The sequence below is a fragment of the Denitromonas halophila genome, assembly GCF_007625155.1.
GTDB classification, from domain to species: Bacteria; Pseudomonadota; Gammaproteobacteria; order Burkholderiales; family Rhodocyclaceae; genus Nitrogeniibacter; species Nitrogeniibacter halophilus.
Window position 1 is genome coordinate 493,997 of sequence record NZ_VMNK01000003.1, and the last position, 22,944, is coordinate 516,940.

The following is a 22,944-nucleotide window of genomic DNA, read 5'->3' on the forward strand; positions in this document are numbered from 1 at the left end:
AGGTAGCAAACGAGCCCGTACAATACCGTTTTTTCGCCCCGATTGCCCACGTGATCCAGTTCCGCAAGCTGCGCCTCAACCGGGGCGCCAAAGTCCTCATCGACGACGCCACCGTCCAGCTCCATCCGGGCTGGAAGGTCGGCCTCACCGGCGCCAACGGCTGCGGCAAGTCCAGCCTGTTCGCCTTGCTGCGCGGCCAGCTCCACCCCGACCAGGGCGACTGCGAGCTGCCGCCGCACTGGGTGGTCGCGCATGTGGCGCAGGAGACCGCGGCGCTGGCGCGCAGCGCGCTCGACTACGCCCTCGATGGCGATGTCGAACGACGCCGCGTCGAAGCCGAACTGGCCGCCGCCGAAGCCGAGCACGACGGCGAGCGCATCGGCCTGCTGCATGGCCGGCTGCAGGAGATTGACGGCTACAGCGCCGCCGCCCGCGCCGCGGCCTTGCTCGACGGCCTGGGCTTCGCGCGTACCGACCTCACCCGGCCGGTCTCCGACTTTTCCGGCGGCTGGCGCGTACGGCTCAATCTGGCGCAGGCACTGATGTGCCGCTCCGACCTGCTGCTGCTCGACGAGCCGACCAACCACCTCGACCTCGACGCGGTCATCTGGCTCGAACAATGGCTGCGCGACTATCGCGGCACGCTACTGCTGATCTCCCACGACCGCGTCTTCCTCGACGCCGTGGTCGGCCACATCGCCCACATCGAGCAACAGCGGCTCACCCTCTACAACGGCGGCTACTCCGAATTCGAGCGCCAGCGCGCCGAGCGCCTCGCCCAGCAGCAGGCGCTGTTCGACAAGCAGCAGCGCGAGCGCGCCCACCTGCACAAATTTGTCGACCGCTTCCGCGCCAAGGCCACCAAGGCGCGCCAGGCGCAGAGCCGCATCAAGGCGCTGGAGCGCATGGAGCTGATCTCGGCCGCACATGTGGACACGCCCTTCCACTTCGGCTTTCGCCCGGCACCGCCAGCCCCCGATCCGCTGCTCGATGTCGAGGACGGCGCGGTCGGCTACGGCGGCAAACCGGTGTTGTCGGATCTCACGCTGACCCTGCGCCCCGGCGAGCGCATCGGCCTGCTCGGGCGCAACGGCGCCGGCAAGTCCACGCTCATCAAACTGCTGGCCGGTCAGCTCGCGCTGCACACGGGTCAGCGCACCGACGGCAAAGGCCTGGCCATCGGCTACTTCGCCCAGCACCAGCTCGACACCCTGCGCCTGGACGAATCGCCCCTGCAGCACATGACCCGCCTCGACCCCACCGCGCGCGAGCAGGACCTGCGCAACTACCTGGGCGGCTTCGACTTTCGCGGCGAAAAGGACGGCGTCGGCAGCGGCGCCTGTGTCACCAGCGCCTGCGGGCCATTCTCGGGCGGCGAAAAATCCCGCCTCGCCCTGGCCTTGCTGATCTGGCGCCAGCCCAATCTGCTGCTGCTCGACGAGCCCACCAACCACCTCGACCTGGAAATGCGCCACGCCCTCACGATGGCGCTTCAGGACTTCGACGGCGGCATGGTGCTGGTCTCGCACGACCGTGCCCTGCTCACCGCCACCTGCGACCGTTTCGTGCTGGTCCACGACAGCCGGCTGCAGCCCTTCGATGGCGATCTGGACGACTACCGCGACTGGCTGGCTGCCCAACGCACCGCCGAACAGGCCGCGCTGGCCTGCCCGGACCAGGCCGCCGACAAGGCCGCGCGCAAGGCCGAGCGGACGCAATCAGCCGAGGAGCGCAAGGCCCGGCTGGCCACACGGCGACCGCTGGTCAAGGAAGCCGAGCAGCTCGAACGCAAGTTGGCAAACTGGCAGAACGAAAAAACCCTGCTCGACACCCGCCTCGCCGACCCCGGCCTGTATGCCGGGCAGGACACCGCGCTGTTGCAGGACTTGCTCAAGCGCCAAGCCCGGCTCACCGACGAGATCGAGGGCGCCGAGCTGCGCTGGCTGGAGGTGCACGAAGCGCTGGAAGCGCTCGACGCGCCGGACTGATCAATCGGCGCCCGCGTCCAGCAAATTGGCGGGCAGCACCGCCCCAACTTCGCGCTCGGGGGCGACACGCGGCAGACGCACGACAAAACCGGCGCCCTCGCCAGGCGCGGTGCGCAAACTCACCTGACCGCCGAGCATGCCGGTGATGAAGTTGTAGGCGATATACAGCCCCAGTCCACTGCCGCCCTGGCCCAGCCGGGTGGTGTAGAAGGGGTCGAAAACATGCGCGGCGACCTCAGCGCTCATGCCGCGGCCGTTGTCCTCAAAGCTGAGCACGATCTCGTCGGCGCGCTCCCGCGTGGCGCTCAAGTGCATCTGGCCGCCGGTGGTGTCGTCGAAGGCGTGGATCAGCGCATTGGTCACCAGATTGGCCAGCACCTGCTCCAGCGGCCCGGGGTAGCTGTCCATCCGGATGCCCTCGGGAATATCCACCGTCAGGCGGTGCGGCGACCTGGCCAGGCGCGGCGCGAAGGTCAGCAGGGCTTCATCGACGATGTCGCGCAAATCGAATTCACGCCGCCGCTCGCTGGTCTGATCCACGGCCACCTGCTTGAAGGTGTTGATCTGCCGCGCCGCGCGGTCGATATTGCGTTCGAGCAATTCGGCGGCGGTCTGGCTGGTGCGCATGAACTCATCAAAGCGGGTTCGGGTCAGCCCGCCTTCGGCCGCGTCGCGCTGGCACTCGCGTACCTCGGCATGCAGCGCCGAGGCCACGGTCAGCGCATTGCCCAGCGGTGTGTTCAGCTCATGTGCCACGCCGGCCACCACCGCCCCCAGGGACGCCAGCTTCTCGGACTGCACCAGCTGGCCCATGGCCTGCTCCAGCCGCTCCTTGGCCTGCAGCAACTCCTCGGTGCGCTGCCTGACGCGCGCCTCGAGCGTGGCATTGAGCGCACGAACCTCCTCCTGCACACGGTGTTGTTCGGTGACGTCGACAAGCGAACTGAGCAGCACTTGTTGCTCGTTAAGGACCACCACCCGGCTGGATATCTCGAACATGCCTCGCGTGCCATCGCCGCGGTGAAATCGTGCTTCAAAACCATCCACCCGGTGCGTCCGTGCAACCAGATCGAGAAACCGCAGCCGTTCCGAGGCGTCCTCCCACAAACCCAGCGACACCGTGTCATTGTCAACGGCCCGCATCGCTGGAATAGCCAGCACGCGCTCCCAAGCCGCGTTCACCTGCAGAATCTTCTGCTGCGCCAGAGACACCAGCGCCAACGCGACCGGGCTCTTGTCAAAGATGGTCGCAAACATCTGCCGGCCGGCATGGAGCTCGGCCTGGGTCAGTTTGAAGCTGGTAATGTCCCGCCCCTCTGGAATCAGCAGTGTGACTCGACCCATCGCGTCGAACACCGGTTTGAGCGAGAAATCGACGAAATGCGTGCTCCCGTCGGCCGCCGGATGCTCGGTCTCGAAGCGCTCGAACTGCCCGGCGGCTGCGCGTTTGATGGCCGACACCAGCCGCTGGCGACTCTCGGGCGCCCCCTGCCACCACGGCCCGTCGGCAAAGGGCCGGCCAATGACCTCGCGGGCCGGCACGCCGGCGAAATCAAGCGAGGTCTGGTTGGCCTCCAGCAAGATGCCGTCGGGCGACAGCAAGCCAATGAACTGGAAGGTCTGGTTGAAGATCGCGTGGAACTTCTGCTCGCTCTCCGACAGCGCCCGCTCGGCCTCCCGCCGGGCCGTCACGTCCTGCGCAGTGCCCACCACGCGAACCATCCGGCCACCTTCGTCGCGCTCGGCACGCCCAAGCAAATGCACATCGCGAACACGCCCCGCCGCCTGCACCTGGCACATCACATCGAGCGGCTCACCCTTGCGAACCAGGGCCATCAGGGGGCGATGCAAGCGCACCCGGTCGTCGCCGCGCAAACACCGCAAACAGCCCCGCAAGGTGATGCGCTCGCCACGATCCGGCGCCCCCAGGAAGCGGGCCATCTCTTCTGACACATCGACTTCTGCGGCGCCAAGCTCCCAGCGCCAGCTGCCGATATGGGCTATGCGCTGCGCTTCTTCAAGTTCCCGATGCTTGGCTTCGAGCAGGTGCTGGTCGCGCCGCCGCGCCGTCACATCGGTAAACACGGCCACAAAACCGCCCGCCGCCAGCGGCGAGCTTCGCAACTCCAGGATCGTCCCATCGCGCCGCGCCCACTCCTCGAAATGGCGCTCGAAGCGGCCTGCCCTGGCCATCCGCCGCGCCACCTTGCCCTCGACCTCGCCCGGGCCATAGTCACCCCGCGTCGCAAGGTAGCGAAACACCGCCTCGATCGATCGCCCGTCGGTGGCAAACATCGCCGGCGGCAGCCTCAGCAGACGCAACCATTCGGCGTTCCAGGTGATCAGCTGCAAGTCCTGATCGACCAGCGCAACGCCGGCCGGAATGTTGTCGATCAGCGTCCGGAAGACCTGGTTGCGCTCATGCAGAAGCATCTCGGCCTGCTTGCGCTCGGTCACGTCCTGCAAGGTTTCGATGGCGCCGATCACGCGGCCGGACGCATCGCACATCGGCGCGGCGAGAAAGCTCAACCAGCGGTCTTGCCCCCCCAGACCGGGAAAGAAGCCTTCGGCCGCGAGCGCGCCGGGCACGGTCTCCACGGCAAACACCGCGTCGCCGTAGTACGTCGTGAGCTCGGCCATGTCTTTCAGGCCAGCCACGAAATGCGCCAGCACCGGGCGGTCTTCCCCGTAAAACGGCACCCCCGGCGACGCGCTGCCGATCATGGCCTCGGCACCGACCCCCATCACCAGCTCGCAGCCGCGGTTCCAGGCCACCACCACACCGCGCTCATCCAGAGCAAACACCGGCACCGGACTGCCCGCCAGAATCGCCGCCAGGCGCTGCTCGCTGGCTCGCAGTGCGCGTTCGGCCACATGCCGCTGAGTGTCGTCGCGGGCCAAGCCGCGATAGCCCACGAACACGCCCGATTCGTCGAACACCGGGTAGCCGCTCACCACCAGCCAGCGCTGGCCCATGCCGGGCACCTCGACCCCGTACTCGAAGTCAAAGAACGCTTCGTGCCGCTCGCAACACGCGCGGTGGGCCGCCATGTCGGCCTCGAACACCTCGTGGCCGGGCAGCTCCCAGCGGCACTTGCCGCGCAGGGCATCGAGTACCAGATGATGGCGCGCCAGGGTGGCGCCTTCAAAGCCGGTGAAGCGAAACGCCGCGTCCTGCGTCCAGTGCCAGTCCGACCCAAAACGATTCATCACCGTCTGCTGCGCGGTCGCCGCCGACAAGGCGCGGCGCAGCACGCGCAGGCGCCACACGGCCCAGGCCAGCGCCGACAGCGCGCCAATACACAACACGATGAGATATTGCATCTTCACTCCCGCCAAGCGTCGCGCCATCGACGCCGCGGCCGGTTAACGGCAGCGACACGGGTCAGCTTGAACCCTGCTGCAACGCAGCTTGCGCCCGGCCCCGCCGGCCATGACAATCAGCGGGACCCGGCGCCCCGGCCACAAGCCGCACCGCGCCCACCGCCCCCCGGAGATCCCGCATGCCATCGCCCCTGCCGCTCGACCTGAGTGCACTCATCGCCGCTCGCCAGCGCATCGAAGACGCCATCATCCGCACCGTCCAGTGGCATAACGACCCCCTCTCCGAGGCCGTCGGTGTGCCACTGCAGCTCAAACTCGAAAACCTCCAGCGCACCGGTTCCTTCAAACTGCGCGGCGCCACCCACAAGATCGACCGCCTGCTGGCCAGCGGCGAGCGCCCGGCCGGCGTGATTGCCGCCTCGGCCGGCAACCATGCGCAGGGCGTGGCCCGCGCCGCCGCGCTGGCCGGGCTGAAAGCGGTGGTAGTGATGCCGGGCACCGCGCCGCTCACCAAGATCCAGGCCTGCCGCGCGCTCGGCGCCGAGGTGGTGCTCGAAGGCGACACCCTGGAGCAGGCCGCCGACGAAGCGCGCCGGCGCGCCACCGCCGAGCACCTCGCCTTCCTCCACCCCTACGACGACTGGGACGTGATCGCCGGCCAGGCCAGCTGCGGCCTCGAGATGCTTGAAGACGCGCCCGACATGACTGTGGCTGTGGTGCCGCTGGGCGGCGGCGGGCTGATCGCCGGCATCGCGCTGGCGCTCAAACTACAACGGCCCGACATCCGGGTGATCGGCGTGCAGACCGAAACCGTCGCGCCTTACCGCAATTTCCTGGTCGACGGCACGCTCGAAACCGTGCCGCCCGGCGCCCACACCATCGCCGACGGCATCAAGGTGAAACGCCCCGGCGAGCGTAACCGACAAGTCATCGCCGCGCTGGTCGATGAGATCGTCACGGTCGACGACAATGCCATCGCCGAAGCCATCGTCACCCTGGTCGAGCGTACCCGCACCATGGGCGAGGGCGCCGGCGTGGTTGGCCTGGCCGCGCTGATGCAGAGCAAGATCCGCCTCGCGCCAAGCGACCGCGTGGTCTGCGTGATCTCGGGCGGCAATGTCGACATGACCCTGGTCGGGCGCTCCATCGACTATGGCCTGGCCTCCAGCGGCCGGCTGATGAGCGTGGCGGTGACCACCTCCGACGCACCCGGCCAGCTGCTGACCATGATCCAGCGGGTCGCCGCGCTGGGCATCAATATCCGCCATGTCGAACACCGCCGCGGCGAACTGCATGTGCCGGTCGGCATGACCGAGGTGATCTTGCAGATGGAAACGCGCGACTTCGAGCACCAGTGCGAACTGCTCGCCGACTTCACCCACCAGGGGCTCAGCGCGCGCAACCTGCTGCAACTCCCGGGAAGCGCATGCGATATGCTTCGCGCTTCATCGCCCTGACGAGCCGTCATGCCCTTTCCCGCCCATGGTGAATTCTCGCTGCGCGTTGACGGCCGGCTGCTGATTGCCGAGCTGACCGGCCCCTGGAATATCGAGTTGGTCGACCGCTACCGCATCGAAGTCGCGCCGTTCATAAAACAGCTCGCACCCGACGGCCCCTGGGGCCAGATCGCGATCTGCCACCGAAGCGTGCTGGCGCCACGAGACGCGCTGCAAGCGCTGGCCGATGGCGCGCGGGTGCTGGCCGGGCAGTATCATCGCGTGGCGATGGCCTATGTCTTGCCGCCCGAAGTCGAAGGCCACGGCATCATGGAAAGTGTGTTTGCGCGAATGTACGCCGGATTCCAAGCGGTCGAGTGTTTCGAGACACTGGCGTCGGCACGCGACTGGACGCTGGCGCAGATCGACGCCGCGAGCATGACACCCTGAATCCGCTTAGCGAATCGTCACCGACACGCCGGCCTCGCCCCAGCCATGCACAAGATCATGCGCCAGCACGCGCACACGACTGACCCCGGCCGGAATCTTTACGCCTCCGAGCGAACGCGTGAACGGCTGCTCGTTTTCATGCGGATGCAGCAACACCCGCCGGCCGAGCACCGCGCCATCCGGCCCGCGCACTTCCCATGCATCAGCGTAGTGGTCCCAGCCGGTATCGGCATGGCGCACCGTCACGGAAAAACCGCACACCCGGCTGGCATCGCAATCGGCCACCGCGTCCAGCACCTCGGCCTCGCCCGCCCAGGCCCACGCCGGCAGACACAGCAGCACCGCGCCCAGCGCGCGCCACATCAGGTCACCGCCTGCGGGGCGAAGCGCGCGGCAAAGCCCTCGGGCACGCGCGTCACCTTGCTCGCGGCGTAATCAAAAAAGAGGATGCCCGTCTTGCCACGCGCCACTTCGCGCCCCGACTCGGCCTCGGTCATCTGCCACACCAGGTCGCAACCGTATTTGTTGAAGTCACAGGCCGCCACGGTCACCCGCATCACCTCGCCATGGTGGGCCTCGGAGCGGTACTGCAAGGCCGCGTCGCACACAATGATGCCGACGCCCTCCACATTCAGCTCGGTGTAACCCATCGATTTCAAGAAACGCAGCCGCGCCTCCGACACCACCGTCAGCAGCATCGCGTTGTCGAGATGGTTGCCGTAATTGATGTGGCTGAGATAGAGCGTGATGTCGGTCGAAAAATCGAAGCGGTCGGGCAGATCGATCTGAATGCGGGCCATGGTGGTTGCGCTGCAGTGATTGACGGAAGCCCTGATTGAACCACACATCAGCGCGCGCCGATTTGCATCCGGCCGCCGGGCTGACTATCGTGCCGGTTTTGACACCGACTGCCGACGTGACACACAAGGCTCCCCCGCTGCGCCGCTTCTGGGACCGCGCCCGCCAGATCGCCTTGTTCGAGGCCGGCGGCCTGCTGCTCATCACCCCGCCCTTTGCCTGGGCCAGCGGCGTGCCCATTGCCGACTCGCTGGGCATGCTCGCGCTCATCGCCCTCATCGCCGCGCTGTGGAATGCCGCCTACAACATCGGCTTCGACTGGGTCGAGGGCCGCCGCACCGGTCGCACCGCCGACCGCCGCCCCTGGCCGCTGCGCGTCGCGCATGCCTTCGGCTTCGAAACCGGGCTGCTGATCATGACGCTGCCCATCGTCATGGCCTGGACCGGCATGGACTGGCTCACCGCGCTCATCGCCGATCTGGCCCTCGCCGTGGCCTACACGGTGTACGCCTTCATCTTCAATCTGGCCTACGATCGGCTTTTCCCCATCCGCGCCACCGAATGACGCCCGAACAGACTCACGTCCCGCTCGACGCCTTCAACACCTTCGGCCTGCCCGCCACCGCCGCGCGCTATCGGCGCATCGACACTGTCGAGCAGCTCGTCGCACTGGCCCGCGACGGCGCCCTGCGCGGCCCGCGCCTGGTGCTCGGCGGCGGCAGTAATGTGGTGTTCACCGGCAATGTCGACGCCCTGGTGCTGCATGTGGCGCTGCGCGGTCGCGAACGCCTGGCCGACGCCGACGACGCCTGGCGTGTCGCCGCGGCCGGCGGCGAGCCCTGGCACGACTTCGTGCGCTGGACGCTGGACGAAAACCTGCCTGGCCTGGAAAACCTCTCGCTCATCCCCGGCACCGTCGGCGCCGCCCCCATCCAGAACATCGGCGCCTACGGCCTGGAAATGGCCGAACGCTTCGAGTCGCTCGACGCAGTCAATCTCGATACGGGCGAGCTTCGCCAGTTCAGCGCCGCCGACTGCCGCTTCGGCTACCGCGACAGCGTGTTCAAACAAACCGAGGCCGGCCGCTGGCTGATCACCCGCGTCATCTTCCGCCTGCCCCGCCCCTGGCCGCCGCTCACCGGCTATGCCGACCTGCAGCGCCATCTGGCCGAGCAAGGCATCGTCACGCCCACCGCACGGCAGATCTCCGACGCCGTCATCGCCGTGCGCCAGGCCAAACTGCCCGACCCCGCCGTGCTCGGCAACGCCGGCAGCTTCTTCAAGAACCCCATCGTCGACACCGCCACCGCCGAGCGCCTGCTCGCGAAACACCCCGGCGCACCGCACTACCCCCAGGCCGACGGCCGCATCAAACTCGCCGCCGGCTGGCTCATCGACCAATGCGGCTGGAAGGGCAAACGCCTCGGCCCGGTCGGCTGCCACGCCCGACAGGCGCTTGTCATCGTCAATCATGGCGGGGCCACTGGCGCCGATGTACGCCAACTGGCCGACGCCATCGCCGCCGATGTGCATAGCCGATTTGGTATCACGCTCGAGGCCGAACCCAGCTTTGTGTAGGTTGGGTTGAGCGTAAGCGAAGCCCAACATACGATGTGCCATGACGCGCCGACGGTGTGTTGGGCTTCGCTTACGCTCAACCCAACCTACCCCCGTCATGCGGCGTGATCGGTTGGGCAGTGCCGCCCACCATCGTGCCTCACGACAAACGCCGCTCGGTGGGCACCAAAGCTGACCACCCTGCGACGGCGGTATTGCCGCGGCTCAGAGCACGAGTCCGCGCACCTCCCGTAGGGTCGCCGGAGAGCCACTCAACCGATACCGCACTACGCCGCCATATCAAACACCAGCAACTCCGCGCCATCGCCCCCGGTGAGACGCAACTGCGTCTCGTCGCTCAGGGCCACGCCATCGCCTTCGGCCAGCGCCACGCCATTGAGCATCACCGACCCGCGGGCGACCTGCACCCAACCCAGCCGGCCCGGCGCGAGCGCGAGGTCCGCCTGATCGGCTCCGTCGAGCGTCGCTGCGTAAAGGTCGACATCCCGGCCGATGTGCACCGAGCCGTCCCGACCATCACCGCTGGCGATCAGGCGCAGGCCGTTGTTCACCGGCAGAGCGTCGATGCGCTGCTGACCGTAGCCCGGCGCGGTGCCACGCTGGGCCGGCAAAATCCAGATCTGCAACAAGCGCAGCGGCTCGCTCTCGGAGGGGTTGAACTCGCTGTGGCGAATGCCGGTGCCGGCGCGCATGTACTGGATCTCGCCAGGGCGGATGGTCGAGCCGTTGCCCAGGCTGTCCTTGTGCGCCAGCGCGCCGTCGATCACATAGGTCAGGATCTCCATGTCGGCATGCGGGTGGGTAGGGAAGCCGCCGCCCGGCGCGATGCGGTCGTCGTTGATCACCCGCAGCGGACCAAAGCCCATATGCGCCGGGTCGTGGTACTCGCCAAAGGAGAAGGTGTGCCGTGCATTGAGCCAGCCAAAGTTGGCGTGACCGCGCGCGTCGGCCTTGCGAATCGTCATGCTCATGTTCGTGCTCCTGAAAGAATTGCGATGGGTTCATGATGCGTCCGACAACAATCAAAGACAATCCGCTGAATCGATGAATAACTGTTCGCCAATTCGCAACAATAAGTGCCGCCGCGTGCCGCGACCGTCCATGCAGCCCGCTGGCTTGGAGCCCAAAGCAAACAGTGGCATCCTCTGGGTTTGCCGGCGGCCCTTGGGGTCGCCTTTTTCCCGAATTTGCAACCGGAGCAAACCGTGCCTGGCCTGTTACCCCATATCGACCCTGATGGGTTGCTCGAATACTCCGTGGTTTATACCGACCGCGCGCTCAACCATATGTCGGCCCGCTTCCAGGGCGTGATGCGCGACATCTCGCGCGTCCTCAAAACCGTTTATCACGCTGACGCCGCGGCCATCGTGCCGGGTAGCGGCACCTTCGGCATGGAAGCCGTCGCCCGCCAGTTCGCCACCGGCAAACGCTGCCTGGTGATCCGCAATGGCTGGTTCAGCTTCCGCTGGACACAGATTTTCGAGATGGGCAGCATCCCCTCGGCGCATACCGTGCTCAAGGCTCGGCAGATTGAAACCGGCCCGCAAGCCGCCTTCGCCCCCGCGCCCATCGACGAGGTGGTCGCCACCATCCGTGCTGAAAAGCCAGCGGTGGTCTTTGCCCCGCATGTCGAAACCGCCTCGGGCATGATGCTGCCCGATGACTATCTGCGCGCCGTGGCCGACGCGGTGCATGAAGTCGGCGGCCTGTTCGTGCTCGACTGCATCGCCTCCGGCACCGTGTGGGTCGACATGGCCGCCACCGGCGTGGATGTGCTGATCAGCGCGCCGCAAAAAGGCTGGAGCGGCTCGCCCTGCTGCGCCATGGTGATGATGAGCGCCCGCGCATTGGCGGTGCTCGACACCACTACCAGCACCAGCTTCGCGGCCGACCTCAAGAAGTGGCTGCAGATCATGCAGGCCTACGAAGGCGGCGGCCACGCCTACCACGCCACCATGCCCACCGACGCACTCACCCGCATGCGCGACATCATGCTCGAGACCGAAGCCTACGGCTTCGACAAGGTGCGCGACGAGCAGCTCGAACTCGGCCGCCAAGCGCGCGCACTGCTTGAATCGAAAGGCTTCAAGAGCGTCGCCGCCGCCGGTTTCCAGGCGCCCGGCGTGGTCGTCAGCTACACCGGTGACGCCGAAATCCACAGCGGCAAGAAGTTCGCCACCGCCGGCCTGCAAAGCGCTGCCGGCGTGCCGCTGCAATGTGACGAACCGGCCGACTACCGCAGCTTCCGCATCGGTCTGTTCGGGCTCGACAAGCTGCACAACGTCGAGCGCACCGTAGCCAACCTGAAGAAAGCACTCGACGCGGTCGGCTAAGCACCGCCATCCGGCCGGGCAAAGGGGCTTGCCAGCGCCCCGCGTCCGGCCGGAGTCGCACCAGGCAATACCCAAAGCGTCGCATTCGGCCACACCGAAGTCATCGCTTGGCGCACGGCCAGACACTGCGCAACATGCGCCCATGTATCACCACATGGAGTCATGTCATGGCAGACCTTACCCCCCAATCGTCCGTTGCTCACCCCACACAGGCGCGGCACCACCGCCGCGCGCCGCTGAAAGCACTGCTCCACCTTCTGCTCGCCATCGTGTTCGCCTGCTCCCTGAGCACCACGGCAAGCGCCGGCGACAGCGCGCCTCAGGCCAGCGCGGCCTCGAGTTTGGCCGTGTCCTTGCCGGTCGCCGCCTCCGTCACCGCGTCAAGCATCCTCTTTACCGCCGGTGCCGAGCTCACCCTTACCGCCGTCGAAGCCTCGGCCACCGGCACGGTCTGGGTGCTTGAGCGCACGGCCGATGGCGTCAGCGCGGCGATCGAATTCAGCGGCGAGGCGATTGCCGGCTCGGCGGTGGCGGTCGGCACCGCAATGACGGTCACCGCGGTATCCGCCGGATGGCTGCTGTCGGCGGCGGGCGAAGCCCTGTGCCTGATTCCCAATGCACTAGGCGAGTCCATGCTCTACGACGAGCGGATCACCCTATGAACGCCCGCGCCTTCCTCACCGCGCTGTGCCTGCTGCCCCTGCTCGCCCAGGCTGGGCAGAACTGCGAAGCGCGCAAACTCACGGTCGACGAACTGCGCCAAAGCCTCGCGCTGGCCGCGAGCACGGCGCGCGCGCTCGACCAATCCGGCGCAAAAGTGGTGGTGCTGGCCCGCGCGGGGCAGGATCTATCCGACTACCGGCTGCGTTACTCGCACCTCGGCTTTGCCTATCGGGACGGCGACGTGTGGCGAGTGGCGCACAAGCTCAACCAGTGCGGAAGCAACAAGGGCGATCTGTATCGACAGGGGCTCGCGCAGTTTTTCAGCGACGGCCTGCATCGCTACGAGGCCGGCCTTGTGGTGCTCACTCCCGCCGTGCAGTCGGCACTGCTGCCCGCGCTCAAGGACAACACCCAACTCAGCCACCTGCACGAGGCGCGCTACAACATGCTCGCCTACCCATGGAACACGGCGTATCAACAAAGCAACCAGTGGGCCATCGAAACCCTCGCCATGCAACTCGACCCCGCCGCCGACTCACGCCCCCGCGCCCAAGCCTGGCTGCGCCAGCAGGGCTACCGCCCCACGACGCTGGAAATCTCCGCCATGAAGCGTTTCGGCGCGCGGGTGGGCACGGCACACATCGACTTCGACGACCATCCCTTCGGCCGGCGCATGGCCGGGCACATCGACACGGTCACGGTGGACTCCGTCTTCGACTGGCTCACGCGCAGAGGCCTGGGCGCTGCGGCGCAAGTCATCACGCCCGACGAAGCGCCGCGCCATCACGCACGCCTCGGCACCTAAGCCGCAAGGCAAGGGCACCCCAAAACACAACAGGCGGGAATCGCTCCCCGCCTGTTGTCTCCCTGCGCATCACGGCACGCGACTTAGTCGGCCGTCAGCACGCCGCGCCGCAGCTGGTCGCGCTCCATCGACTCGAACAGCGCCTTGAAGTTGCCCTCGCCAAAGCCGTCGTCGCCCTTGCGCTGGATGAACTCGAAAAACACCGGCCCGAGCTGGCATTCGGAGAAAATCTGCAGCAGCAGGCGCGGCTGGCCGCCATCGGTTGTACCATCGAGCAGGATGCCGCGCGATTGCAGCTTGCTCACATTCTCGCCATGCGCGGGCAGACGGGTTGCCAGCATCTCGTAATAAGTGGCAGGCGGCGCCGTCATCAGCGGCACGCCGGCCGCGCGCAGCTTGTCGACCGAGGCAAACAAATCGTCTGTGATCAGCGCCACGTGCTGAATGCCCTCACCGTTGAACTTCATCAGAAACTCTTCGATCTGCCCGCTGCCCTTGGACGACTCCTCGTTGAGCGGAATACGGATCTTGCCGTCCGGCGCGGTCATCGCCTTGGAGGTGAGGCCGGTGTACTCGCCCTTGATATCGAAATAGCGCAGCTCGCGGAAGTTGAAGATGCGCTCGTAAAACGCCGCCCAGTGCGCCATGCGGCCGCGATACACGTTGTGCGTGAGATGGTCGACCAGCTTGAAGCCGTAACCCACCGGATGGCGATCGACGCCCTCGATCCAATCGAAATCAATGTCGTAGATCGAGGTGCCGTCCTCGAAGCGGTCGATCAGGTACAGCGGCGCGCCGCCAATGCCCTTGATCGCCGGCAGCCGCAGCTCCATCGGCCCGGTGGGGATGTCCACCGGCTGCGCGCCCAGCTCCAGCGCCCGGTTATAGGCCTTGTGGGCGTCGCGCACGCGAAACGCCAAACCGCAAGCGGCCGGGCCGTGCTCCGCGGCAAAGTAGTGCGCCACGCTCTTCTTCTCGTTGTTGATAATGAAGTTGATGTCGCCCTGGCGGTACAACACTACGTCTTTCGAGCGGTGGGTCGCCACCTTGCTGAAGCCCAGCTTCTCGAACAGCGGCTCGAGCACATTGGGGGTGGGCGAGGCGAACTCGACGAACTCAAAGCCCATCAGCCCCATCGGATTGTCAAAAAGGTCAGCCATGTCAAAACTCCTGAAAGATCCTGAATGCCGTGACAAAACACGGCCATGAAGGTTTGGATCAATCAGGCGGCCGGAGGTGCCCCTGGCACCCCGCGCACACTGCGCGCCAGATGCTCGCCAAGGCACAATGCCGAGCGACGCAAGGGCGCGCCAAATGAACAGCGCACACGCGAAGACAGCACCAGCACACAGCCCCGCCGACGCGAATGGGAACACCCGCAACGACACGCACCGGGCAGACAGGCACGCGAAAGCCGCACCGGCCGTGCGGCCGGCGGCACCGAATGCCCTGCGTGATTCGCGCTCGCCATGCTGTCTCCTGTTGGGTATTCTGCTCTAGCGGCAGATGCTCCCAGTTTAGAACCGAGGCCGCGCAATGTTCTGCCAATTTGCCGGGCCGAAGCGGGATGCATTCCCTGCGTATCACCAGAAAATCACCCCATGGACGCAATAAACCGATGAAGCGCCCCCTCCTGATCGCCACCCACGCCCTCGCCGTCGCGATTGGCTTCATCGGGGCCGTCTACCTGCTACCGATCCTCATTGCCCCCGACGCCCCCAGCACCGAGCAGCTGCGCGAGCGCGTCGGCGCCACCCTGTTTACCGGTCAGGTTCGCCGCGATCTCGAAGACAGCGACGCCCTCCACTGGGGCGAAGGCACGCTGCTCGTCAGTGCCAAAGCCATCGCCCTCGAAGGCAGCATTGCCCCCGGCCCGGACTACCGCCTCTACCTCTCGCCCGACTTCATCGAAACCGAAGCCGACTTCAAACGCCTCAAGCCCACGCTGGTGCAAGTCGGCAGAATCCACGGCTTCGACAACTTCATCGTCGACATCCCGCCCCACATCGACCCCGCGCGCTACACCACCGCCATCGTCTGGTGCGAAAGCTTCGGCCAGTTCATCACTGCGGCCAAATACCAGTAGGGCGGACAAGCCGCAGGCGCGTCCACCATCGGTGGCCCAAACGAGACGGCGGATGCGCTGCGCTTTTCCGCCCTACGCCATTCCCCACGCTGATTGAAGTACGCTCCCCCCATGAAACTCAACCAACTCCCCCTCGGCACCCGCTTCGAATACCAGGGCAAGATCCTCACCAAGACCGGCCCCATGACCGGCGCCACCGAAAAAGGCGGCTCAGTCTTCATCCCCAAATTTGCGGTGCTCAAAGCCGTCGACGGCGAAGCCCCGCCCCCGCCACCCGAGGCCGCACGCACAGTCGACGCCGACACCGTACTGGCCGCTTTCGAGGCCTATCACGGCACAGCAATGCGGCTGGTGGATGAATCGGGACGGATGGCGCTGGCGGCGGCGCGGGCGCGGTTTATGGGGGCGCTTGACCACGACGACGGCAGCGCCTGACGCTGTCGCCCTGCTCATGCGCCGGTCGGCAAACGGCGGACGCAAGGTCCGCCGTCTGATCGCGCCGATCACCGGCAAAGCACGACCTCGGCACGCCGCCTCGGGCGGCATGCCCGGGGGTCAGAATGCCTTCTTCAACGCCGCGTTCTCGCGCACGAACACCATGCCGAAGGCGCCGATGGACACCACCTTGTCGTTGACGGTGGTATAGGAGCCGACGCCAAAGGCGTGGTACTCGGAGAAGAAGGCAGCGACGCGGCCGAGTTGCAGCAGTTTCGCCACTTCGCTGCGTGCGGCCAGCTCGTCGCGAATGGTGTCGCGATGCTTTTCCGGCGAGGGGTTGAGCAAGACGCCGGCGGCGGCGATGACGATCAGGGTGGCGGCGAATTTGAGCAGTGAGCGGATCATGGTGGCGCGTCGTTCATCATGGGGCAGCCCGGATCTTCGCACAGGCGCCGCCGTTTCCGCATGCCGGCGCTTGCCTGTCGCCGGCCGCGGTGGCGGCCGCGCAACGACACCTTGCAATCCCCAACCCGCGCCCGTGCGTCTTGCATCCCGATACCGGTCATCGCCACAACGCCGGTCACCCATGCCCGGCGCCCGCGCCATCGTACGTTCGATTTCCATCCGTTCATCGTCTTTCTGATCGCCGCCGCGCGCCGCGGCATCGTGCTGCGCTGCAGTGGGTGCCAAGGCGCAGGCCGCCGTCAGCCGCGCCTGGGCGCCGATGCTGCGCGGCAGCATGTGCGCCCGGGCACAGCCATTGCGAAGGAGAAGTCGGTGCGGCGCCATCTGCGCACCGCCATCGAAAAAAAACGGAATGGAGACAAACATGGAAGTCCAGACTGCATCTCGCGTGGAGGTGATGGGGATCGATGCCGGCGGCACGATGACCGATACCTTCTTCGTGCGCGAAGACGGCCGCTTCGTGGTCGGCAAGGCGCAAAGCAACCCGGCGGACGAATCGCTCGCCATTTTCAACTCGTCCGAGGACGCGCTGGCCCACTGGGCACGCACCGTGGACCAGGTGTATCCGGAGCTGGTCACCTGCGTGTATTCGGGCACCGCCATGCTCAACCGGGTGGTGCAGCGCAAGGGCCTGGACGTGGGCCTGATCTGCAACAAGGGCTTCGAGCAGGTGCACTCGATGGGCCGGGCGATCCAGAGCTATCTCGGCTATGCCCTCGAAGACCGCATCCACCTCAACACCCACCGCTATGACGATCCGCTGGTGCCGCTGTCGCGCACCCGCGGCGTGACCGAGCGCACCGACGTGCAGGGCGAGGTGGTGATTCCGCTGCGCGAGCACGAGGTCCGCCAGGCCACGCGCGAGCTGGTCGAGGTCGGCGCTCAGGCGATCGTCATCTGCCTACTGCAATCACACAAGAACGAGGCGAGCGAGAAACGCGCCCGCGATGTGTGCCGCGAAGAGCTGAAGGCCCTGGGCGTGGACCTCCCGGTATTCGCCTCGGTGGACTACTACCCCTCGCGCAAGGAGAGCCACCGCATGAACACCACGGTGCTCGAGGCCTATGCGGCCGAGCCCTCCCGCCAGACGCTCAAGAAGGTGAGCGACCGCTTCAAGAAGCACGGCGCCAAGTTCGACCTGCGGGTCATGGCCACCCATGGCGGCACGATCTCGTGGAAGGCCAAGGAGCTGGCGCGCACCATCGTCTCCGGCCCCATCGGCGGGGTGATCGGCTCCAAGCTGCTGGGCGAGACCCTGGGCTACGAGAACATCGCCTGCTCCGACATCGGCGGCACCTCCTTCGACATGGCGCTGATCACCAAGGGCAAGTTCTCGATCATGTCCGACCCGGACATGGCGCGCCTGGTGCTCTCCCTGCCGCTGGTGGCGATGGACTCGGTGGGCGCCGGCGCCGGCAGCTTCGTGCGCATCGACCCCTACAGCGGCGGCATCAAGCTCGGGCCGGATTCGGCCGGCTACCGCGTCGGCACCTGCTGGCCGGAAAGCGGGCTGGACACGGTGTCGGTATCCGACTGCCACGTGGTGCTCGGCTACCTGAACCCGGACAACTTCCTCGGCGGCGCCATTACGCTGGACGTGGAGCGCGCCCGCCAACACATCAAGGCCCAGATCGCCGACCCACTCGGCCTGTCGGTGGAGGACGCAGCCGCCGGCGTGATCGAGCTGCTCGACCTGCAACTGCGTGACTACCTGCGCGCCAACATCAGCGCCAAGGGCTACAACGCGGCCGACTTCGTGTGCTTCTCCTACGGCGGCGCCGGCCCGGTGCACACCTACGGCTACACCGAGGGCGCCGGCTTCAAGGACGTCATCGTGCCGGCCTGGGCGGCGGGCTTCTCGGCATTCGGCTGCGCCTGCGCGGACTTCGAGTACCGCTACGACAAGAGCGTGGACGTGGCCGTGCCGCAGCATGGCAGCGACGACGAGAAAGTCGCCGCCAGCCAGACCATCCAGACCGCCTGGGAGGAGTTGGCCGCCAAGGTGGTGGAGGAATTCGTCATCAACGGCTTCAAGCCGGAGGACGTGATCCTGCGCCCGGGCTACCGCATGCAGTACATGGGCCAGCTCAACGACCTGGAGATCGACTCCCCCATCACCGGCGCGGCCACCGCCGCTGACTGGGACAAGATGGTCGAGGCCTACGAGGAGACCTACTCGCGCGTGTATGCCAGCTCGGCACGCTCGCCGGAGCTGGGCTTCTCGGTCACCGGCGCGATCATGCGCGGCCTGGTCACAGTGCAGAAGCCCTCGCTGCCCGAGGACGAGGAAGCCGGCCCGACGCCGCCCGAGGACGCGCACCTGGGCACCCGCCCGTTCTATCGCAACAAGAAATGGGTCGATGCGGTGCTGTGGAAGATGGAAGCGCTCAAGCCCGGCAACGAGATCACCGGCCCGGCCATCATCGAATCCGACGCCACCACCTTCGTCGTGCCCGACGGCTTCGCCACCCGGCTCGACAAGCATCGCCTGTTCCACCTGCGCGAAATCCAAGGCAAGTGAGGAGACAACCATGAACATGATGACCCACAAGGAAACCGGCTTCGCCAACCTGCTTGGCACCGGCCAGACCCTGAAGCAATACCGCGACGCGATCCTCGAACGCACGAAGGAGAGCGGCCACTACAACGGCCTCGAGACGCTGGCGCTGCGCGAGGCCGACCCGATCCGCTACGAGAAGCTGTTCTCCAAGCTGCGCGGCGGCCTGGTGCATGCGCGGGAAACCGCCAAGAAGATCGCCGCCAGCCCCATCGTGGAGCAGGAGGGCGAGCTGTGCTTCACCCTCTACAACGCCGCCGGCGACTGCATCCTGACCTCCACCGGCATCATCATCCATGTCGGCACCATGGGCGCGGCGATCAAGTACATGATCGAGAACAACTGGGAGGCCAACCCCGGCATCAACCCCGGTGACATGTTCACCAACAACGACTGCTCGATCGGCAATGTGCACCCCTGCGACATCGCCACCATCGTGCCCATCTTTCATGCCGGCAAGCTCATCGGCTGGGTCGGCGGCGTCACCCACGTGATCGACACCGGCGCGGTGACGCCGGGTTCCATGTCCACCGGCCAGACCCAGCGCTTTGGCGATGGCTACATGATCACCTGCCGCAAGACCGGGGTGAACGACACCCCGCTGCGCGACTGGCTGCATGAGTCGCAGCGCTCGGTGCGCACGCCCAAGTACTGGATCCTCGACGAGAAGACCCGCATCGCCGGATGCCACATGGTGCGCCAGCTTGTCGAAGAGGTGATCGCCGAAGACGGGCTGGAGGCCTACGAGCAGTTCGCCTTCGAGGTCATCGAGGAAGGCCGCCGTGGCCTCTCGACGCGCCTCAAAGCCATGACCCTGCCGGGCAAATACCGCAAGGTGGCCTTCGTGGACGTGCCCTACGCCCACGAAGATGTGCAGACCTCCAACGCCTTCGCCAAGCTCGACACCATCATGCACGCGCCGGTGGAGATGGAGATCCGCAAGGACGGTACCTGGCGGCTCGACTTCGAGGGCGCCAGCCGCTGGGGCTGGCACAGCTACAACGCCCACCAGGTGGCCTTCACCAGCGGCATCTGGGTGATGATGACCCAGACCCTGGTGCCCACCCAGCGCATCAATGACGGCGCCTACTACGGCACCGAATTCCACATGCCCAAGGGCGGCTGGAACAACCCGGACGACCGCCGCACCGGCCATGCCTATGCCTGGCACTTCCTGGTCTCGGCCTGGACCACCATGTGGCGCGGCCTCTCGCAGGCCTACTTCAGCCGCGGCTATCTGGAAGAGGTCAACGCCGGCAACGCCAACACCTCCAACTGGCTGCAGGGCGGCGGCATCAACCAGGACGGCGAGATCCACGCGGTCAACTCCTTCGAAGCCTCCTCCTGTGGCACCGGCGCCTCGGCCATCAAGGACGGCCTCAACCATGCCGCCGCCATCTGGAACCCGGAAGGCGACATGGGCGACATCGAGATCTGGGAGATGGCCGAGCCGCTGCTGTATCTCGGTCGCAACGCCAAGTGCAACTCCGGCGGCTACGGCAAGTATCGCGGTGGCTGCGGCTTCGAGACCCTGCGCATGGTGTGGAAGGCGCAGGACTGGACCATGTTCTTCATGGGCAACGGTTTCATGAACAGCGACTGGGGCCTGATGGGCGGCTATCCGTCCGCCACCGGCTACCGCTTCGAGGCTCACAAGACAGGCCTCGAGCAGCGCATCGTGGTCGGCGACAGCCTGCCGCTGGGCGCCGACGTGAATCCGGACACCCCGGACTACGAGCGCCACATCGATGCCGGTGCGCGGGTCAAGCGCGACCACCAGTGCATGACCACCGAGGACTGCTACGAGAACTACGACCTGTATCTGAACTACCTGCGCGGCGGCCCCGGCTACGGCGACCCACTCGACCGCGAACCCGAGGCCATCGCCCGCGACCTCAACAACGCCTGGCTACTGCCGGAGTATGCGCAGAAGGTCTATGGCGCGGTCATCCGTCGGGACGCCAAGGGGGTGTGGAGCATCGATGCCGAGGCCACGGCGAAGCGACGCGCCGAGGTGCGCCAGGAGCGGCTCGCCCGCGCCGTGCCGACCCGCGAATGGATGCATGAGGAACGCGAGCGGATCGTCACCAAGCATGCCAGCGGGCAGGTCAAGCACATGTTCGCCACCAGCTTCGGCCTGTCGGAGAAGTTCAAGGCGCAGTTCAAGTCCTTCTGGAACCTGCCCGAGGACTGGGACATGACCGAAGACGAACTGGACGTGCCGTCCTACGGCAGCAAGTACCGCATGGACCTGGCCAAGATGCCCGACGTGCGCACCGTGACCCTGGTCGAGGAATGACCGCCCATTGACACCGATCGCCGCCGGCCCCGGCCGGCGGCCCGCAGAACATCAGGAGACACATCATGAGTCGCTATACCAAGGAACAGGTGGCCAAGCTGGCTGACGGCAAGCTCGACTGGGACACCACCATGCGCATGCTCGCCATGCCCAAGGACAACGAACGCTTCGCCCTCTTCGTCGAAGCCCTGCAGAAGAAAGTGAGCTGGGACGACAAGATCGTCCTGCCGCTCGGCCCGCACCTCTACATCGCCCAGAACGCCAAGAGCAAACAATGGGTGACCAAGTGCGACTGCGGCCACGAGTTCGGCGATTACCGCGAGAACTGGAAGCTCAACGCCGTGGTGTATGTGCGCGACACCGAAGAGGCGATGACCGAGGTCTATCCGAAGCTGATGGCCCCTGACACCGCCTGGCAGGTCTATCGCGAGTACTACTGCCCCAGCTGCGGGACCATGCACGACGTCGAAGCGCCGACGCCCTGGTACCCGGTGATCCACGACTTCGAGCCCGACATCGAAGCCTTCTACGAGGAGTGGGTCGGCCTGCCGGTGCCCGAAAAGGCCGCCTGACCGCACTTGCATCGCCACGCCCCGCCGGTCGGGGCGTGCGCATCACCCGTTCTCTCCCGCCGGCGCGGCGCAACCGGGCCGCGTCGGCTTCTTTTTTTATTGGAGTCCTCATGAAAGCGCTCGTCTATCAAGAGCCCGGCAAGATGGCCTGGCAGGACAAGGCCAAACCCGTCATCGACAAACCGACGGATGCCATCGTTCGCATCACCCGCACCACCATCTGCGGCACCGATCTGCACATCCTCAAGGGCGATGTGCCCACCGTCACGCCGGGGCGCACCCTCGGTCACGAGGGCGTGGGCATCGTCGAATCGGTGGGCGAGGGCGTGAGCCGTTTCAAGCCCGGTGACCATGTCCTCATCTCCTGCATCAGCGCCTGTGGCCGCTGCCTCAACTGCAAGCGCCAGCTCTATGCGCATTGCGAAGACGGCGGCTGGATCCTCGGCCACCTCATCGACGGCACCCAGGCCGAGTATGTGCGCATCCCCCATGCCGACAACAGCCTGCACCCGATCCCGGAAGGCGCCGACGAGGAAGCGCTGGTGATGCTCAGCGACATCCTGCCCACGGGCCTGGAGATCGGCGTGCTCAACGGCCAGGTCAAGCCCGGCGACACCGTGGTCATCGTCGGCGCCGGCCCGGTCGGCATGGCCGCGCTGCTCACCGCCCAGTTCTACTCGCCGGCCCGGCTGGTGATGGTGGACATGGACACCAACCGCCTCGAGACCGCCAGCCAGCTCGGCGCCACCCACACCCTGAGCCCCACCGAAGGCGACATCGTCGAGCGCCTCATGGCGCTCACCGACGGGCGCGGCGCCGACGTGGCGATCGAAGCGGTCGGCATTCCCGCCACCTTCGATCTGTGCCAAGAGATCGTCGCCGCCGGCGGCCACATCGCCAACGTCGGCGTGCATGGCACCCCCGTGAGCCTGCATCTGGACAAGCTCTGGATCCGCAACATCACCCTCACCACCGGCCTGGTCAGCACCCACACCACGCCGATGCTGCTGCAAACGGTGCAGGCCGGCACGCTGTCGCCCGGTTCGCTGGTGACCCACCGCTTCGCCCTCGACGACATCGAGGCGGCCTATCGCGTGTTCGGCAACGCCGCGCGCGAAAAGGCAATGAAAGTGATCCTCGAAGCCTGAGCGG

20 protein-coding genes are annotated in these 22,944 nt (G+C 66.5%); 14 read left to right on the forward strand and 6 right to left on the reverse strand.

Annotated elements, in window-relative coordinates:
* Positions 1 to 50 precede the first annotated feature (50 nt).
* Positions 51 to 1,988 carry an ATP-binding cassette domain-containing protein gene (locus FHP91_RS04485; protein WP_144308440.1) on the forward strand — a complete coding sequence of 646 codons (1,938 nt, stop codon included), beginning with the start codon at positions 51 to 53 and terminating at the stop codon, positions 1,986 to 1,988.
* Here the strand turns inward: FHP91_RS04485 and FHP91_RS04490 are convergent, their stop codons facing one another.
* The gene (locus FHP91_RS04490) at positions 1,989 to 5,312 is read right to left on the reverse strand and encodes a PAS domain-containing protein (RefSeq protein WP_186301441.1); all 3,324 of its coding nucleotides are present in this window, start codon (positions 5,310 to 5,312) and stop codon (positions 1,989 to 1,991) included.
* Between the two features lie 179 nt (positions 5,313 to 5,491).
* Here FHP91_RS04490 and ilvA point away from each other — a divergent pair, with 179 nt between their 5' ends.
* Together ilvA and FHP91_RS04500 are read left to right on the forward strand one after the other, a co-directional pair.
* Positions 5,492 to 6,769: a threonine ammonia-lyase gene (ilvA, locus tag FHP91_RS04495; protein WP_144308442.1), complete on the forward strand. Its 1,278-nt coding sequence runs from the start codon at positions 5,492 to 5,494 to the stop codon at positions 6,767 to 6,769.
* A 9-nt stretch (positions 6,770 to 6,778) separates the two neighbouring features.
* Positions 6,779 to 7,198 (forward strand): hypothetical protein, encoded by a 420-nt coding sequence (locus FHP91_RS04500; protein WP_144308443.1) that lies wholly within the window; start codon positions 6,779 to 6,781, stop codon positions 7,196 to 7,198.
* 6 nt (positions 7,199 to 7,204) lie between these two features.
* Here FHP91_RS04500 and FHP91_RS04505 read toward each other — a convergent pair whose 3' ends face one another.
* Positions 7,205 to 7,561 (reverse strand): hypothetical protein, encoded by a 357-nt coding sequence (locus FHP91_RS04505; RefSeq protein ID WP_144308444.1) that lies wholly within the window; start codon positions 7,559 to 7,561, stop codon positions 7,205 to 7,207.
* Positions 7,561 to 7,998, reverse strand: a complete 438-nt coding sequence (locus FHP91_RS04510) for an acyl-CoA thioesterase (protein ID WP_144308445.1) — start codon at positions 7,996 to 7,998, stop codon at positions 7,561 to 7,563. Before FHP91_RS04510 ends, FHP91_RS04505 begins: the two co-directional genes overlap by 1 nt.
* A 116-nt stretch (positions 7,999 to 8,114) precedes the next feature.
* Here FHP91_RS04510 and FHP91_RS04515 point away from each other — a divergent pair, with 116 nt between their 5' ends.
* Both FHP91_RS04515 and murB read left to right on the forward strand, forming a co-directional pair.
* On the forward strand, positions 8,115 to 8,561 hold the full coding sequence (locus FHP91_RS04515) for a PACE efflux transporter (protein WP_144308446.1): 447 nt from the start codon (positions 8,115 to 8,117) through the stop codon (positions 8,559 to 8,561).
* Positions 8,558 to 9,574: a UDP-N-acetylmuramate dehydrogenase gene (gene murB / locus FHP91_RS04520; RefSeq protein ID WP_144308447.1), complete on the forward strand. Its 1,017-nt coding sequence runs from the start codon at positions 8,558 to 8,560 to the stop codon at positions 9,572 to 9,574. Before FHP91_RS04515 ends, murB begins: the two co-directional genes overlap by 4 nt.
* A gap of 266 nt (positions 9,575 to 9,840) precedes the next feature.
* On the opposite strand, the gene FHP91_RS04525 is transcribed toward murB, so the two are convergent.
* Positions 9,841 to 10,545, reverse strand: coding sequence for a pirin family protein (locus FHP91_RS04525; RefSeq protein WP_281281759.1), 705 nt, complete (start codon positions 10,543 to 10,545; stop codon positions 9,841 to 9,843).
* Positions 10,546 to 10,779: 234 nt separating this feature from the next.
* Here FHP91_RS04525 and FHP91_RS04530 point away from each other — a divergent pair, with 234 nt between their 5' ends.
* The 3 genes from FHP91_RS04530 to FHP91_RS04540 all read left to right on the forward strand — a co-directional run bounded on the left by FHP91_RS04530 (position 10,780) and on the right by FHP91_RS04540 (position 13,375).
* Positions 10,780 to 11,907 carry an aminotransferase class V-fold PLP-dependent enzyme gene (locus FHP91_RS04530; RefSeq protein WP_144308448.1) on the forward strand — a complete coding sequence of 376 codons (1,128 nt, stop codon included), beginning with the start codon at positions 10,780 to 10,782 and terminating at the stop codon, positions 11,905 to 11,907.
* 167 nt (positions 11,908 to 12,074) lie between these two features.
* Positions 12,075 to 12,569 carry a hypothetical protein gene (locus tag FHP91_RS04535; RefSeq protein ID WP_222105104.1) on the forward strand — a complete coding sequence of 165 codons (495 nt, stop codon included), beginning with the start codon at positions 12,075 to 12,077 and terminating at the stop codon, positions 12,567 to 12,569.
* Entirely contained in the window at positions 12,566 to 13,375 is an 810-nt protein-coding gene (locus FHP91_RS04540) for a DUF2145 domain-containing protein (protein WP_144308449.1), read from the forward strand. Before FHP91_RS04535 ends, FHP91_RS04540 begins: the two co-directional genes overlap by 4 nt.
* A gap of 83 nt (positions 13,376 to 13,458) precedes the next feature.
* Here the strand turns inward: FHP91_RS04540 and hppD are convergent, their stop codons facing one another.
* Positions 13,459 to 14,535: a 4-hydroxyphenylpyruvate dioxygenase gene (gene hppD / locus FHP91_RS04545; protein WP_144308450.1), complete on the reverse strand. Its 1,077-nt coding sequence runs from the start codon at positions 14,533 to 14,535 to the stop codon at positions 13,459 to 13,461.
* A gap of 458 nt (positions 14,536 to 14,993) precedes the next feature.
* On the opposite strand from hppD, the gene FHP91_RS04550 reads away from it, so the two are divergent.
* Positions 14,994 to 15,461: a DM13 domain-containing protein gene (locus FHP91_RS04550; protein ID WP_144308451.1), complete on the forward strand. Its 468-nt coding sequence runs from the start codon at positions 14,994 to 14,996 to the stop codon at positions 15,459 to 15,461.
* A gap of 111 nt (positions 15,462 to 15,572) precedes the next feature.
* Positions 15,573 to 15,896, forward strand: a complete 324-nt coding sequence (locus tag FHP91_RS04555; protein WP_144308452.1) for a hypothetical protein — start codon at positions 15,573 to 15,575, stop codon at positions 15,894 to 15,896.
* A gap of 120 nt (positions 15,897 to 16,016) precedes the next feature.
* Here the strand turns inward: FHP91_RS04555 and FHP91_RS21260 are convergent, their stop codons facing one another.
* Positions 16,017 to 16,640 (reverse strand): hypothetical protein, encoded by a 624-nt coding sequence (locus FHP91_RS21260; RefSeq protein ID WP_222105105.1) that lies wholly within the window; start codon positions 16,638 to 16,640, stop codon positions 16,017 to 16,019.
* Between the two features lie 88 nt (positions 16,641 to 16,728).
* Here FHP91_RS21260 and FHP91_RS04565 point away from each other — a divergent pair, with 88 nt between their 5' ends.
* From FHP91_RS04565 to FHP91_RS04580, 4 genes are all read left to right on the forward strand, one after another.
* Positions 16,729 to 18,885, forward strand: a complete 2,157-nt coding sequence (locus FHP91_RS04565) for a hydantoinase/oxoprolinase family protein (RefSeq protein WP_144308453.1) — start codon at positions 16,729 to 16,731, stop codon at positions 18,883 to 18,885.
* A gap of 10 nt (positions 18,886 to 18,895) precedes the next feature.
* Positions 18,896 to 21,220: a hydantoinase B/oxoprolinase family protein gene (locus FHP91_RS04570; RefSeq protein ID WP_144308454.1), complete on the forward strand. Its 2,325-nt coding sequence runs from the start codon at positions 18,896 to 18,898 to the stop codon at positions 21,218 to 21,220.
* A gap of 65 nt (positions 21,221 to 21,285) precedes the next feature.
* Positions 21,286 to 21,792, forward strand: coding sequence for an acetone carboxylase subunit gamma (locus FHP91_RS04575; protein WP_144308455.1), 507 nt, complete (start codon positions 21,286 to 21,288; stop codon positions 21,790 to 21,792).
* 110 nt (positions 21,793 to 21,902) lie between these two features.
* On the forward strand, positions 21,903 to 22,940 hold the full coding sequence (locus FHP91_RS04580; protein ID WP_144308456.1) for a zinc-dependent alcohol dehydrogenase family protein: 1,038 nt from the start codon (positions 21,903 to 21,905) through the stop codon (positions 22,938 to 22,940).
* Positions 22,941 to 22,944 lie beyond the last annotated feature (4 nt).

Coding starts and splice junctions, on each gene's coding strand:
- FHP91_RS04490 (WP_186301441.1), bottom strand. CDS start 5,312: ATGCAATATCTCATCGTGTTGTGTATTGGCGCGCTGTCGGCGCTGGCC.
- ilvA (WP_144308442.1), top strand. CDS start 5,492: ATGCCATCGCCCCTGCCGCTCGACCTGAGTGCACTCATCGCCGCTCGC.
- FHP91_RS04500 (WP_144308443.1), top strand. CDS start 6,779: ATGCCCTTTCCCGCCCATGGTGAATTCTCGCTGCGCGTTGACGGCCGG.
- FHP91_RS04505 (WP_144308444.1), bottom strand. CDS start 7,561: ATGTGGCGCGCGCTGGGCGCGGTGCTGCTGTGTCTGCCGGCGTGGGCC.
- FHP91_RS04510 (WP_144308445.1), bottom strand. CDS start 7,998: ATGGCCCGCATTCAGATCGATCTGCCCGACCGCTTCGATTTTTCGACC.
- murB (WP_144308447.1), top strand. CDS start 8,558: ATGACGCCCGAACAGACTCACGTCCCGCTCGACGCCTTCAACACCTTC.
- FHP91_RS04525 (WP_281281759.1), bottom strand. CDS start 10,545: ATGAGCATGACGATTCGCAAGGCCGACGCGCGCGGTCACGCCAACTTT.
- FHP91_RS04535 (WP_222105104.1), top strand. CDS start 12,075: ATGGCAGACCTTACCCCCCAATCGTCCGTTGCTCACCCCACACAGGCG.
- FHP91_RS04540 (WP_144308449.1), top strand. CDS start 12,566: ATGAACGCCCGCGCCTTCCTCACCGCGCTGTGCCTGCTGCCCCTGCTC.
- hppD (WP_144308450.1), bottom strand. CDS start 14,535: ATGGCTGACCTTTTTGACAATCCGATGGGGCTGATGGGCTTTGAGTTC.
- FHP91_RS04550 (WP_144308451.1), top strand. CDS start 14,994: ATGAAGCGCCCCCTCCTGATCGCCACCCACGCCCTCGCCGTCGCGATT.
- FHP91_RS04555 (WP_144308452.1), top strand. CDS start 15,573: ATGAAACTCAACCAACTCCCCCTCGGCACCCGCTTCGAATACCAGGGC.
- FHP91_RS21260 (WP_222105105.1), bottom strand. CDS start 16,640: ATGCTGCCGCGCAGCATCGGCGCCCAGGCGCGGCTGACGGCGGCCTGC.
- FHP91_RS04565 (WP_144308453.1), top strand. CDS start 16,729: ATGGAAGTCCAGACTGCATCTCGCGTGGAGGTGATGGGGATCGATGCC.
- FHP91_RS04570 (WP_144308454.1), top strand. CDS start 18,896: ATGAACATGATGACCCACAAGGAAACCGGCTTCGCCAACCTGCTTGGC.
- FHP91_RS04575 (WP_144308455.1), top strand. CDS start 21,286: ATGAGTCGCTATACCAAGGAACAGGTGGCCAAGCTGGCTGACGGCAAG.
- FHP91_RS04580 (WP_144308456.1), top strand. CDS start 21,903: ATGAAAGCGCTCGTCTATCAAGAGCCCGGCAAGATGGCCTGGCAGGAC.